The organism is Hyphobacterium sp., from assembly GCF_965217055.1.
Lineage (GTDB): Bacteria > Pseudomonadota > Alphaproteobacteria > Caulobacterales > Maricaulaceae > Hyphobacterium.
Map to the genome: position 1 here is coordinate 1,089,797 of NZ_OZ244227.1, position 14,370 is coordinate 1,104,166.

Here is a 14,370-nt window from a genome sequence, read left to right on the forward strand (position 1 = left end):
AATAATTGACATTATGAATTCGCAATCGGAAAAGATTTTCGCGGGTGCGCGGCTGCGAAGACTGCGCCGCGAGCGCGGGCTGACCCAGGCCGATGCAGCCGGTCTGCTCGGCGTTTCGGCAAGCTATCTCAACCTGCTCGAACGTAATCAGCGTCCGGTGACGGCGCGCGTGCTGCTCGCGCTCGCGCAGGCCTTCGATGTCGATGTGCGCAGTTTTGCAGAGGGGTCCGACCGGCAGCTGGTGACCGATCTGGAAGCGGCTGCCGCCGACCCCGCATTGGCGGGGCTGGAGCTCGACCGCACGGAGCTCACAGAACTCGCTGAAACCCAGCCACGCGCCGCCGAAGCCCTGACCCGTCTGCACCAGGCCTATCGCAGCGCCGCCGATTCGACGGCCGACCTGGCCGCACAGCTGGAAGGTGGCGAAAGTCCCGGCCGGCTGAACGATACCGAAGCGGTCCGCAATGCCATCGACCAGCGGCACAATCATTTCCCGGAGCTGGAGGCTGCGGCTGAACGGTTCGGCGGCGATCTCAAGCTGACGCTGGACAACCGGATGGTGGTTCTTGAAGAGCGGCTGAAGGCGGAGCACGGCATCATTGTCCGGACGTTCGAGGACGCCGTGATGGGAAGTGCGCGGCAGCGAATGGATTTCCACACGCGGCGCCTGATGCTGTCGGACCGGCTGGCGCCGCGCGCGCGGCCCATGCAATTGGCGACGACCATTGCACTGCTGGAGTTTGCCGGCCTGCTGGACGCGCAGGTCGACGAGGCCGGTTTCGACACCAAGGCCGAGGCTGCGCTGTACCGCATGGGGCTTGCCCGATATTTCGCCGGCGCCCTGCTGGCGCCATACGAAGCCTTCCTGGCGGCTGCAGAAAAGCAGAGATACGACATCGAAGCGCTGCAGCGCCGCTTCGGGCTGAGCTTCGAGGCGACCTGTCACCGGCTGACCACGCTGCACAGGCCGGATCGTAGCGGCATTCCGTTCTTCATGGTCAGGATCGATCCGGCCGGCAATGTCTCGAAGCGGTTCGGAAGCGGTGTCCTGCCGTTTGCACGATCCGGCGGGTCCTGTCCGAAATGGACCCTGTTCGACGCCTTCCGGGCTCCGGAAAGATTGCATACCCAGCGCTTTGCCCTGCCCGACAACAGCGAGTACCTGTCGATCGCGCGGGCGGTGTCGCGTCCTGCAGGCGAGCATGAGCCGCCGGTCCTCCAGGCGATCGCCGTCGGCTGCGAGTGGTCGCGCGCCAAGGAAACAGTCTATGGCGAAGCGCTGGATCATATGCCGCCCACGCCGGTGGGCATCACCTGCCGGCTGTGTGAACGCGCGGCCTGCGCTCACCGCGCCTTCCCGTCCATGCAGCGCGAGATGTCAACCAATCCGTGGCGCCAGGCGGCAGGCCCCTATGCCAGCGACGAACTCTAAGGCGCGCAACCGGTCATCGGACCCAGTTCGTTCGTGTCGTCGAAGTACGGCCCTTGCATCGAAGCGACGAGGTCGCAGCGATGCTCCTGCGAAACGCGATTGTCCGCGCCTATGTCCTGCGCAAGTGAATCGAGCGTCATCCGGCCTGCCATCATGCCAGAACCGCCGGTATCAAACCGTATCCGCGCAGGGCCTTCGCTCCAGCGTGTCCAGTTGCCGCCGGGATCGCCCTGGCGTGCGAAACGCGCCCAATAGCTGCCCATTTCCCTGGCCAGGGCTTCGCGCCCGTCGGCATTACCGCTGGTGAACACGATCGGATCAAGGCGCGATCCGAAGAAATCGAAATGGTTGAACACGAACGGTATTTCCATCGAATGCATGGCGCCGAAAACTTCAGCCGAATCGAGGAAAATATTGGCGCCGCCCTCATCCCAGTCGAAGCGGTAGGCCCAGACATCGTCATGGCCGCCGGCAACCATTGCATCAGCGATTTCGTCCACGCCGTTGATTGCCCAAATCCGCGCCTGGTAGTCGTTCACGGCCGCATAAAGTTCGGGATCGCGAATGCGGAAGAAAAGCCCGAGATGACGCGCCACGAAACGGTCATCGAGCGCATTGTAGAGCTTGGTCTCGTCACGATTGGTGCCGGTGATCAGCGGTACAGCGTTGAACGTGTCAGGGCTTGCGAACGCGGCCATGACGCCGTCTGCCGGCAGGGAGACACCGTCCGAGATCACGGTTGGCAATTCGATCCGTCCACCTTCAGCTGTATAGGCCGCATAGATGTCTTCCAGCGGCACGCCGCGCAGGCGTTCGGCCGTGACCATTTCGCCCACAAGCTCCTGCGCGATGACGATCGAGGGATTGTCCTCGACGCCGGTGCGGCCTTCCGCAGCGTCGAGGGGGACAGAACTGGCCGAGCCGGACTGGATGATTGCGCGGTGGAACAATCCGGTTGCCAGCGGCGAGGCCATCAGGGCCGCGATATTGGTGCCGCCGGCGCTTTCGCCGAAAACGGTGACCGTATCGCGATCGCCGCCATAGCTGGTGATGTTGTCCTGCACCCAGTTCAGTGCTGCGACATGGTCGGTCAGTGCAAAATTGGCAATGCCCGAACCGTCGTCGCGCAAGGCCGGGTGCGCGAAGAAGCCGAGCGGTCCCATCCGGTACTGGACGATGACGACAATCACGTTCTGGTCCATGGCCAGCTGCGAGCCGTCATACTGGTCGGCCCAGCCCCAGGTATTTGCTCCGCCATGGATCCAGACCATGACCGGCAGGTTCGTGGCATTCGGGGGGGCGTAGACATCGAGATAGAGGCAGTCCTCGCTGCCGGCGAGCGCGCCGGCATCGGCGCCGAGGAGATCGGCACTCAAACCGTTCGCCACCTGCGGACAGGGCGTTGGCGGAGTTACCGCCTCATACTCGCCGCTCCAGCCTGCGGCCGGCTCGGCAGGGTGCCAGCGGCGTTCACCGACCGGGGCGGCCGCAAAGGGAATTGCCCGCCAGACATGGGCGCCGCTATCGGCGACATGGCCGACCAGGCTGCCCTGCGGCGTGGCAAGACGCGTTGCCGGATCAGCTTCCGGAGGGGTTGTTCGCTCGCCGCAAGCGGTCAGCGCAAGAATGGCAAATAGGATGACGGCACGCATCAGTAATTCCCCCGACTGATCTCGCCGCACAGATTGCCGCTAATTGTCCGGCGGTCAAATCCCGGCGAGCGTCTGGTTGACCGCTTTCTGCCAGCCGGTGCGCTGCACGCCGCGGATATTCTCCGCCATGGCCGGTTCGAAAGCGCGATCCGGCCGCCACAGCTTGCGGCCTTCCTCGAGCGATGCGAACAGGCCGGCACCGAGTCCGGCGAGGAAGGCGGCGCCCCAGGCCGTGGTTTCCGTATTGACCGGGCGGACGACCGGCACGCCGCAGAAATCAGACAGACGCTGCAGGAAGCGGTTATTGTTGGCCATGCCGCCGTCGACCTTGAGCTTGGCCGCCGGCACACCGTCGCGCGCCATCGCCTCGAGCAGGTCGGCGGTCTGGTGCGCCGCGGCGTCGAGGGCGGCCTGGGCGATCTCTGCGCGACCGGAACCGCGGGTCAGTCCGACGATGGTACCACGCGCATCCGCTGCCCAGTGCGGCGCTCCGAGACCGGCAAAGGCGGGCACGAGAAAGACGCCGCTATCGGGATCGGCAGAGGCTGCCAGCGCCTCGATCTCCGAAGCTTTGGAGAACAGGCCGAGCCCGTCGCGCAGCCACTGCACTGTCGCGCCAGCCGATAGAATGGAGCCCTCGAGGGCAAAGGTCGTCCTGCCTTTCAGCCGCCAGCCAATGGTCGAAAGGAGACGGTTTTCGGAGACCGCCATCTCCTCACCCGTATTCATGATCAGGAAGGCGCCGGTGCCGTAGGTGGATTTCACCTGACCCGGCTTGAAACAGGCCTGGCCGATGGCGGCCGCCTGCTGATCGCCGGCCATGCCGGTGATCGGTAATTCCTCGCCGACGGCATCCTTGCGGCTGGTGCCAAACGCGGCGGCGTTATCGGCGACGCCCGGCAATCCTGTGGCCGGCACGTTGAACAGACCGCAGAGTTCATGATCCCATCCCCCTGCCTTCAGGTTGAAGAGCGAAGTGCGGCTGGCATTGCTCGCATCGGTGAGGTGCGATGCGCCGCCCGTCAGGCGCCAGAGCAGGAAGGAATCCACCGTGCCGAAGGCCAGTTCGCCGCGCTCCGCCCGTTCGCGCGCACCCTCGACCGCGTCGAGTATGAAAGCGAACTTGGTGGCTGAAAAATACGGGTCGAGCACAAGACCGGTCTTTTGCCGGACCAGGTCTTCATGACCGGCTTCAGAGAGCTGCCGGGTGGTGCCCGCGGTGCGGCGGTCCTGCCAGACAATGGCGTTGTGGATGGGCTCGCCAGTCGCGCGGTCCCAGATGATAGCGGTCTCGCGCTGATTGGTGATACCAATGCAGGCTGGCTTCCAACCCTTCGATCGCGCGTCCTTCAACGCCTTGCGGGCGGCGCCGATGACTGTCGCCCAGATCACTTCGGGATCATGCTCGACCCAGCCGGGCTTGGGATAGATCTGCGCGAATTCCTGCTGGGCGAGCGCCACGACCTCGCCGGATCTGGAAAAGACGATGGCGCGCGAGGACGTCGTGCCCTGATCGATGGCGAGGATCGCCGTTTTGTCGCGGAACATATGCCCTCCCCCTTTCCTCCGGCATCGGACTATAACGTGGCTGGCGCCGGCGGGAAGGTGCCGTTAGCGTGGGTTCGGAGGGAGACCATCATGCCAGTGACCAGCGGCCATATCGACAGTCCGACCGGGGCGCGACTCGCCACACATGAAGCGGTGCCGGACGGCGAATTGCACGGTGTCGTGCAAATCAATCACGGGCTGGCCGAACACGGGGCCCGCTATGCGCCCTTCCTGGAATTCCTTTCCGCGAAGGGCTGGGCGGCGATAGTGCATGATCATCGCGGGCACGGGCAGACGACCGCGCCTGACGGCGCGGCGCGCCTCTACGCCTTCGAGGATGGCTGGTCCAAGCTGATGGCCGATGTCGATGCCGTACACCAGTCCATCCGGGCCCGCTTTGCCGACAAACCGGTGGTCGTGTTCGGGCATTCCATGGGTGGCACGGTCGCCTTGAACCAAGTCATGCGGCAACCGCAATCCGTGGCCGGGTGCGCGATCTGGAACGCCAATATCGACAAGAGCGTTGCCGACCTGCTCGGATTTGTCGCCGGCTTGGGGCTGATGGTATCGAGACCCGACAAGCCAGCCGGATTGATCGATCAGCTCTCATTCAAGGCCTGGGACAAGAAATTCCGCGACGAGCGGCCAGCCTTTGGCTGGCTGTCCCGCGACCTCGAGGAAGTCGATAAATATGCTGCCGACCCGTTGTGCGGCTGGACGGCCAGCTGGTCGCTGTGGCGAGATTTCGCCCATGGAATCAAGTACGCTGCCAATAACCGGCATCTCAAACACGTGCCGAAATCCGTGCCCTTTCACCTTGTCGGCGGGAGCGAAGATCCGGCGACTGATGGAGGCGACGCCATCAAGAAACTGGGCACGCGTTTGCGCCGCCAGGGCTTTGGCGCCGAGGAACATATCCTCGACGGCTTCCGCCATGAGACACTGAATGAAAAAGACCGCGAAACGGTGATGGAACGCTTCGCGGCCTGGCTTTCAAAAATCGGTTAGAGGATTACTCCCAGAAGTAAGCCCCGCGGACACGATCTCCCGTCACCGTCTCGTTCAGCGTTTCCGCTTCGTAGAGACGGCCGTTGAGCATAATCATGTCGATCTGATCCGAGTTCTCGATATCGGCGAGGATGTCGCCCTCGATAATGACGAGGTCGGCGAGCTTGCCTTCCTCGATCGAACCGAGATCCTGGTCGAAGCCGAGATGGATCGCCGGATCGATGGTGGCGGCCCGGAGGGCTTCGATCGGGGTCGCACCGCCGCGGCCGAGCGACCACATCTCCCAGTGCGCTGCGAGGCCTTCCTGCTGGCCGTGCGCGCCGATCGCCATCAGCACGCCGCGGCGCGCCAGCATCAGCGCCACGGTTGCGGCGTCATCGTCGACATAGTCGTGTTCCGGTGCCCAGTTGCGGCGGATCGAGCCGTTGAGATAGGCTGGTGGCGCATGGCGCGAGAGAATCGGGTGCTCGTAGATATTGGTTCGCGAACGCCAGTAAGGATCGCCTGCCAGCCCGCCATAGGTCACCACGATGGTTGGATTGTTGGCGACCTGCGTCTGCGAGAACATCTGCAGCACGTCCTCATAGATCATTTCCACCGGAATGTTGTGCTCGATCGAGGTGTTGCCGTCGGCCACCATCGACATGTCCATGTGGAAATTGGATCCACCCTCGGCGACGACGATGACACCGGCCGCGTGCGAGGCGGCGACAACCTGCTGGCGCTGATCACGGCGCGGCTGGTTGTAATTCTTGATACCGTGCGCGCCTTGGGCTGCGAGGCGGAAGACATGCTCTTCCGCATCGGTTTCATCGTCTATGCGCGCGAAGAAGCCCGGCGCCCGCGCGCCGTAGACCACTTCGCCGGTCGAGTAGGTGCGCGGCTGCAATTGCAGACCGGCGCGTTGATACTCGGCGGCTGGGAATATCGTGCTGGCCTGGCTGGACGGGTCGAACACGGTGGTCACGCCGAAAGCAAGATGCGCCAGCGTTGACCAGTTCTCTTCTGGAATGATGCCGTCAGTGCCCTGCGGCCCGTGAGCGTGCGCATCGATCAGGCCCGGAATGATCGTCCGGCCCGAGACATCGACGCGTTCCGCGCCCGCCGGCACATCGATCTCGTCTGCCGCCCCGACGGATACGATGCGATTGCGTTCAACGATGATCGTGCCGTTCTCGATGATGCCGCCGTCTTCATCCGACATGGTCACGATGCGGGCACCGGTCAGTGCAATCGTGGTCGACGGGATATCGGAATTCACCGTGATGGCAAGCGAACGACCGGTTTCCGGCGGCTCGAAGTCTGCCGGTTCCTCGTCCTCTCCAGCAGGACCGTCCGGCATCATGTCGTCGATGTCGGCGGAATAGAGCATGGGGCCCATGGTCCAGTGCAGCCTGTCGCTGCCACCCGACCAGGATGGATAGGTGCCGCCATTGAGCGAGGCTTCGACGACCGGAAGCGCCGATGCGGACATTCCGGCCGAGACTTCCTGCGGGCCCGGCGGCATCGGCATGGCGTAGACGTCGTAATTCTCGCGGAAGGCGAGATAATTGCCATCCGGCGAAACCAGATAGTTCGACACCATGTCGGACTGGGCATGCACGCGGCGCGCCTCGCCGTTCATGTCGACGCTGACGAGCCGGCGCTGCTGGCTTTCGAACACGGTGAGAAACAGCCTGTCGCTGGATGCACCGAAATGCGGTTCGGAACCCGAATCGGAAATCCGGCGCATGGCCCCGCCCGAGGCCGGGACAGCGTAGATGCCGGTTGTTTCCGACCATTCGCGCGCGGTCAGCGTGCCGCCGCCATCCTTCTCGAATACGATGGTGCGGCCATCCGGCGAAAAGACCGGGCGGCGATAATGTCCGGGTTCAGTCGTCACGACGCGCTCACCGCGGCCGCTGGCATTGACGACGCGGACCGAACCGAGATCGTCGTCGTCCCACGTCGCGAAAACGATGGACCGTCCATCGCGCGACCAGGACGGGAAAAGCTCGCGATAGCTGCCGTCATTGCGGGTGAGCGGGCGCGGTTGACCGCCGCTCATGTCTGCAACGTACAGCCGGCCCAGGGTCTCGAAGACGACTCGTGATCCGTCCGGCGAAACGGTTGCAAAGCGCGGCATGCGGGTCTCGAATATTGCCGGTGCGACCTCGGTCTGTGGCCGCGGCGGATCAATCACCTCGCGGTTGTCATCGATCTGGAACGGAATCTGTGTCGACTCGCCGCTGGCGACATTGATCCGGTTGATCTGGCCATTGGCCCAGAACACGACCGAAGCACCGTCCGGCGTCCAGTCCATGTTCGGATACATGCCGTAGACACCCCAGGTTTCCTGGTTGTCGCGGTCGAGGTCGTCGAAGATCATGCGTTCTTCGCCGGAGCGCAGATCCTTGATCCAGAGCTGCGATTGCATCCGGTCGCGGCGGACAAAGGCCATCGTGTTGCCGTCCGGCGAGATCGCCGGGCGGACCGAGCCGCCGGCGCCGGAGACAGCCGTCGTGGTTTCTCCGGTTTCGAGTTCATAGCGGCGGATGTTGAACAGGTCGGTGTTCGAATCCTGCGCGTAGATGAATGTGTTTCCGGACGTTACATTCTGGGTGAAATAGACATAGCGGCCATCGGGCGAAAAGACCGGCTCGCCCAATTCCTTCTGGAAAGCCTCGCTCGGGCGTTCGACGAGTTGTACGCCGCTGCCGCCGGAGATGTGATACATCCAGATTTCACCTGTTCCGGCCGAGCGCGAGGTCGTGAAATGCTTGCGCGCCGCGATGAAATCACCGGACGGGTGCCAGGTCGGGTTATTGAGCAGGCGAAAGCTTTCATTCGTCACCTGTCGCCGATCCGAACCGTCGACATTCATGATCCAGATATTGTCGCCACCTGCGCGATCCGAGGTAAACGCAATCATCGAGCCGTCGGGCGAGAAGCGAGGCTGGATCTCCCAGGGCAGGCCGGAGGATATGTTGGTCGCCTGGCCACCGGAGATCGGCATGGTGTAGATGTCGCCGAGTAGATCGAAGGCGATCGTCTGCCCGTCGGGGCTGACATCCAGGCTCATCCAGGTGCCTTCTTCGACCCTGATCGGGATGAAACGCGTGGGCAATGGCGGTGCGGCGACATCCCAAGGTCCATCCTCTTCCGCGCCCTCAGCCGCGTCGGTATCGGTCTCCTGCGCATAGGCGAGGGAAAAGGCGAGCGCGCTGGCCGTGAGCGCGGCGATCATTCGATACATGGTGTCTCCCCGGGGTCGTCCTCTGGATTTCAGCGGGGGACACTAGTGCGCGCCCAAATGACCGGCAAGTTACCGGACTGTCAGGCAGATAAAGCCTGAGCGAGATCGGCGACAATATCGGCCGGCTCCTCGAGACCAACCGACAGCCGGATAAGGCCCGGCGTGATGCCATGCGCCAGCTGTTCTTCCGGCGTATAGGTCGAATGAGTCATCGAAGCCGGGTGTTGGATCAGCGTCTCGCAATCGCCGAGACTGACAGCGCGCTGGATCATGTCGAGCCGGTTCATGAAGCGCATGGCGGTTTCCTTGCCGCCCGCCAGTTCGAACGCAATCATGCCGCCCGGCAGCCGCAGCTGGCGGCGCGCAAGTTCGTGCTGCGGGAAACTCTCCAGACCCGGCCAAGCGATGCTGGCGACCGCCGGGTGCGCGTCGAGATAGCGAGCAACCTTTTCTGCATTGGCGGAATGTTCGCGCATGCGCAGGCCCAGTGTTTTGAGACCGCGGAGGATCAACATTGCATTGAAAGGCGACAGGGCGGCGCCGGTCATGTCCTTAAGCCCGTACAGGCGAACCTGATCCATGATCTCGCGGCGCCCGCACGCGATGCCGGCAATGAGGTCGCCATGGCCGCCGAGATATTTCGTGGCGGAATGCACGATAATGTCCGCGCCGAGGGCCGCCGGCTGAACCAGATAGGGAGTGGTGTAGGTGTTGTCGACCATGGTCAGCGCACCGGCACGCCGCGCGCTGCTCGCGATGGCGGCGATATCCATGACCCGCATGTTCGGATTGGAAATCGTCTCGAAGTACACAAGCCGCGGGCGTTTTTTCAAGGCTGCATCGAGCGCGCTGATGTCTGTCATGTCGACATGGGTGATGCCGATGCCGAACTTGGCCAGGCCATGGTGGAGGAAGGCAAAAGTGCAGCCATAGAGCGTGGTGTCGACCAGGATCTCGTCACCGGGTTCAAGCAGGCTCCACATGACGGACGTGATCGCGCCCATGCCGGAACCAAGCGCGACTGCAGCCTCGGTGCCCTCGAGTGACGCCATGCGCTTTTCCAGCAGATCCACCGTGGGATTTGAGATGCGGGAATAGAAGTGCGCCTGACGCTCACCGGCGAAAGTCGCGCCGGCGTCTTCCACAGTGTCAAAGGTAAAGGTCGAGGCCAGATGAAGCGGCGGCGTCAGTGCACCCTGCTCGTCGCGCGGTGCATAGCCTTCGTGAATGGCGCGCGTCGCGAACCCCTTTTGGCGTTCGATGTTCCCGGATCCGTCCATGGCGTCCTCCATTAAGAGGCCATAATAACCCTATCAACATGGCATGTACTGCCGTATTATGCTGACTGTTTGCTTCAAAGGAGCAGATTCTGCCATGCGCGCACTGGACACGCTCGACAAGAAAATTCTCATGGCGCTACAGCGCGACGGGCGCCTGACCAACCAGGCGCTTTCTGATGCAGTCGGGCTTTCGCCATCGCCGTGTCTGAAACGGGTCCGCGCGCTGGAAGCGGACGGTTTCATCCGCGGCTACCATGCCGAGATCGGCCGCAAGGTTTGCGGACTGTCCGTCTCGGCCTTCGTGCGGATCCGGCTGACCGATCACTCATCGGAAACGGTCACCACTTTCGAACGGGAGATCGCCCGTGTGGACGAGGTGGTGGAATGCCACCTCATGTCCGGAGGACAGGACTATCTGCTCGAAGTTGTGGTCAGCGGTCACGACGCTTATGCGCAGTTCCTGAAAGACCGCCTGCACGTGATACCGGGCATTGGCGCGATCGAGACAAATTTCTCGATCAGCGCCCTCAAGCACCGCTCTCCCTGTCCTATTCCCTGACCAGGGCTGCCGCGTCCTCTTCATCGGCAGGACCATCGTCTTCAGGCGCATCTTCCGCGGCCTCGAAGTCCGGCCGCAGCAGATTGTCGTCCGAATTGCGGTCGATCAGCTTGTTGTAGGGATCGATCCCGACCCAGGCCGGGCGGATGTCCGTCACGAAAGTGAAGCTCGTCTCGTTCTCGCTGATGCGCGTGGGTTCGAAATAAAGGATGTGTTCCGTGCCATCGAGCGCGCCGTCCAGACCGCGCGAAAAAGCGCCGATATCGATTACATAATCGATCGGCTCCTCGGTTTCATTCCCGGCGCCGTCAGCCTCGAACAGGCGGGCCTCGACCGTCATGGTGGTTTCGAAGCGTCCGTCTTCGAGTTCCCGGACCTCCGCTTCGGAAACCGACAGATCGAACAGGACAATGCGTTCGAGGAAATCGTGAATGATCTGCTCGTGTTCCGGTCCGGCCTCCTCGCGCAACAGGCGCAGGAAGTCGAGTGTCGTCGGATAAGGATCGCTCTGGTACTGAAATTCCTCGATCAGGCGCGCCAGCGCCCGGTTGACGACATCTTCGCCAACATAGTCCTGCAAGGCATACATCACGACCGCGCCCTTGCGGTAATGGATGTAGGGCTGGTTCTCGACCCGGTAAAGCGGGAGCTCCTCGCGCGTCTCGTTGCCACGCTGGGACAAATAATTGTCGAGCTCATACTTCAGGAAACGGCGCATGTGATCTTCGCCATATTCCTGCTGCATCACCATCATCGCGGAATACTGGGCGAAGGTTTCAACCAGCATAGATCCGCCCTGGACGTTGGGGCCCATGATCTGGTGTGCCCACCATTGGTGTGCGGCCTCGTGCGCCGTGATGTAGTAGACGTAATCAATATTGTCCGGATCGCGCAGATCGGCAATGAAGCCGACATTTTCCGAATAGGCGATCGTGTTCGGGAAGGATTGAGCGAACCCGCCATAGGGAAATTCCAGTGTGCGGTACTGGCGGTACTGGTAGGGGCTGATGTGCTCGGACATGTAACCGAGCGTGTCCTGCGCAGCTTCCAGCATGCGGTCGACATTCCACTCATGCGCTTCGTGGTAGAAAACTTGGTAGGTGACCCCGTCAACTTCTTCCTCAGCCAGCGCATAGTCGGCCGACATGAAATTGAAGAAGTTGAGGCTTCGGTCTTCCATCACGTATTCGAAATAATGGCGGCCGTCCTCGATCCAGTCGCGCTGCAAGTATCCGGGTGAGACCACGGTCTGACCCTCATCGGTGGAAACCAGCGTCCGGAACGAAACATAATCGCTGTCCTGGCGGATATAGTTCTCGTCCCAGCGGCTCTCGTCCTCAAGCGGATAAGCCCGATCGATCGGCGGCAAGTCGAGTCGGCGGCGCGCTGCCGGATCCTGGATGAGCACGCCACGGCTGAAGCCGATCGCGGGAGCAAACTCGCCATTGTTGAAGAAGGTGCCGTTATAGCGGACCGAAGAGTTGTTTCCGTTATTGCGGAAACCGGGATTGGTGACCTCGACCTCGAAGCTCAGCGTCCGGCGCTCGCCAGGCTGCATCGGCGTCTCGAGCTCGTAGGCCCAGAGATTGGCATATTCGCTGCGCTCCTCGCCCGAAGTGCCGCCCAGGTCGGCATTCAGGACGTCGGCCGACCCATAGCTAACCCACACAATGGGAATCGATTCATTGGTCTGGTTCTCGAGAATATTGGTGCCGGTGGCGGTTAGCCGCCGGTCGCGCGGAAAGATGTCGATCGTGTATTCGACATCGGTGATGGTCGGCTGGGCAATAATCTCGAGCTGATCCCGCCATTCCCGTTCAAACTCGGCAGAGCGGCGCTCCTGCTCGCGGCCCGAAGCAAACTCGTTCAACACCGTTGTGTTGTAGTAAATCCAGCTACCGGCCCCGGCTGCAACGACAACCGACAATGCGGCCAGTCCGGCTGCAGGTGGGTTGAAAGCGCGGGGCAGGGCCAGCAATCGCTGCCAGAGCGGCGCCAGCGCGCCGCGATTGAACATCACGGCCGCGACGAGGAAAAGAAACACCGCCACGGCACCCCAGTAGAGGTGATACCAGAGCTGGATGCCCATGAAGTGGCCGTACTCATTCATGTCGGAATACGGGTTGAGCGACACGAAGGGGAAAAGGTAGAGATTGTGCGAAAGCCCGATGTTCGGCAGCACGAAGGCCGTGACGACGAACAGCGCACCGACCGCGAATATTCCGATCCATTTATTGTTGCTGATGACCTGGAAGAAGATGGCCAGCATTGACAGGAAGGTGAGCGGGATCACCAGGTCGACAACCGACCTGACCAGATACTGATCGAGCTCGATATCGGTGTATCCGCGGATGAGCTGGGATGCGATCGCGATCAAGCTGGCGACCAGGAACAGGCCGAGAATGACGGCGACCATGGCGATCAGCTTGGCGGTCATGAAGACCCAGCTCGGTGTCGGCGACGCGTCGACAATCTCAGAGAAGCGGACCGTTCGCTCGCGCCAGACCAGCTCCGAGGCGTAATAGATGACGATAATGATGGGGATCAGCACGAAGCCGCCGATCATGCTGTCAACGACGATACGGGTGAGCGGGTAACTCGGCGTCCCGTAAACCGGCGCCAGCAGCACCACATTGACGCCAACGAGCAGCACACCAAGCGCCAGCAGAATCCAGAAGCCGATATTGAGCACCACGCCTTTCACTTCGAAAGCGATGCGCGCCATGAATTGCTTTGCCGCTGCGCGTTCCGGCGTCGGGGCCGATTTCGGCAACTCGATCTCGGCCGGCACGAAAGGTGTTTCCGCGCGGCGGGCCTTCTTGTTTCCGAAACGCACATTGCCGCGACGGAAGGAGAAGATCATCAGGTTGAAGGCGAAGAGTCCGAGCCCGACGCCCATCCAGATCAGCCGGTTCTGCAGGAAAACGCCTTCGAGCGGGACCAGCCGTGTGTTCTGGTCCGCTGCGGTCCAGTAACGCGTCATATCGACAAAGGCATTGCCGCCGAACGGATCCGCCAGGGCGGCAAGCGTTCGCCATTCCGGCTGGGAATCCAGAAATCCGGCAACAATGTTGAAAACAAACAGCCCGAGCAAACCGACCCAGGTGAGGACCAGGGACCGGCTCAGATTGGCGACAGTGAACAGGATCATCCCGATGATGAACATGTTGGCGACGCCGAGAACCAGGTATGGATAGAGATAGTATTCCAGCCGGAAGGGACCGATCGATTCCGGATCGACCCACGGCATAAGCGATCCGACCGCATTGCCCAATGGAAGGCTGGCCATCACCAGCGCGGTCACGGCGAATCCGCCGATGAACCGGCCGATCAGGTAGTCACGCTCGCGGACCGGCGTGGAATAGAAGAGCTCGTAGGTGTTGAAGCTCCGGTCGCGCAGGATGCCGCTCGCCAGGAAGACAATCGGCACAACCATGCCGAACAGCGAGAATATGAGGATGTTGAGCGAGATCGCGTAGGGCGAATTGGCATTGACCACGGCACTGTCGCCGATCTGTATCTGGTCCGAAGCCGCAGCCCCGAACACGAACAGGAAAAAGATGGCGAAGATCCAGTAGAAGGCCTGGGAAAAGATATGATAGCGAAACTCAAAGCTGGCGATTTTACCGAGCATGATGGAACTCCTCTGGCTCGGG

8 protein-coding genes are annotated in these 14,370 nt (G+C 62.0%); 3 read left to right on the top strand and 5 right to left on the bottom strand.

The genetic code is table 11. The features are described from left to right. Nucleotides 1-13 precede the first annotated feature (13 nt). Nucleotides 14-1,432 carry a helix-turn-helix domain-containing protein gene (locus ACOOFN_RS05485; RefSeq protein WP_420434476.1) on the top strand — a complete coding sequence of 473 codons (1,419 nt, stop codon included), beginning with the start codon at nucleotides 14-16 and terminating at the stop codon, nucleotides 1,430-1,432. Here the strand turns inward: ACOOFN_RS05485 and ACOOFN_RS05490 are convergent. Both ACOOFN_RS05490 and glpK read right to left on the bottom strand, forming a co-directional pair. Further along, complete coding sequence (locus ACOOFN_RS05490) at nucleotides 1,429-3,084, bottom strand: carboxylesterase/lipase family protein (protein ID WP_420434478.1); 1,656 nt, start codon at nucleotides 3,082-3,084, stop codon at nucleotides 1,429-1,431. The two genes, ACOOFN_RS05485 and ACOOFN_RS05490, sit on opposite strands and share 4 nt — an antisense overlap. A 54-nt stretch (nucleotides 3,085-3,138) precedes the next feature. Continuing rightward, entirely contained in the window at nucleotides 3,139-4,632 is a 1,494-nt protein-coding gene (gene glpK / locus ACOOFN_RS05495) for a glycerol kinase GlpK (protein WP_420434480.1), read from the bottom strand. Between the two features lie 90 nt (nucleotides 4,633-4,722). On the opposite strand from glpK, the gene ACOOFN_RS05500 reads away from it, so the two are divergent. Next, nucleotides 4,723-5,640, top strand: a complete 918-nt coding sequence (locus ACOOFN_RS05500) for an alpha/beta fold hydrolase (RefSeq protein ID WP_420434482.1) — start codon at nucleotides 4,723-4,725, stop codon at nucleotides 5,638-5,640. A 4-nt stretch (nucleotides 5,641-5,644) separates the two neighbouring features. Here the strand turns inward: ACOOFN_RS05500 and ACOOFN_RS05505 are convergent, their stop codons facing one another. Together ACOOFN_RS05505 and megL are read right to left on the bottom strand one after the other, a co-directional pair. Further along, the gene (locus ACOOFN_RS05505) at nucleotides 5,645-8,875 is read right to left on the bottom strand and encodes an amidohydrolase family protein (protein ID WP_420434484.1); all 3,231 of its coding nucleotides are present in this window, start codon (nucleotides 8,873-8,875) and stop codon (nucleotides 5,645-5,647) included. Between the two features lie 80 nt (nucleotides 8,876-8,955). Continuing rightward, the gene (gene megL, locus ACOOFN_RS05510; protein WP_420434486.1) at nucleotides 8,956-10,155 is read right to left on the bottom strand and encodes a methionine gamma-lyase; all 1,200 of its coding nucleotides are present in this window, start codon (nucleotides 10,153-10,155) and stop codon (nucleotides 8,956-8,958) included. Nucleotides 10,156-10,249: 94 nt separating this feature from the next. Here megL and ACOOFN_RS05515 point away from each other — a divergent pair, with 94 nt between their 5' ends. Next, entirely contained in the window at nucleotides 10,250-10,714 is a 465-nt protein-coding gene (locus ACOOFN_RS05515; RefSeq protein ID WP_420434488.1) for an Lrp/AsnC family transcriptional regulator, read from the top strand. Here the strand turns inward: ACOOFN_RS05515 and ACOOFN_RS05520 are convergent. Further along, nucleotides 10,704-14,348 carry a M1 family aminopeptidase gene (locus ACOOFN_RS05520; protein ID WP_420434490.1) on the bottom strand — a complete coding sequence of 1,215 codons (3,645 nt, stop codon included), beginning with the start codon at nucleotides 14,346-14,348 and terminating at the stop codon, nucleotides 10,704-10,706. The genes ACOOFN_RS05515 and ACOOFN_RS05520 overlap by 11 nt on opposite strands. Between the last annotated feature and the right edge of the window lie 22 nt (nucleotides 14,349-14,370).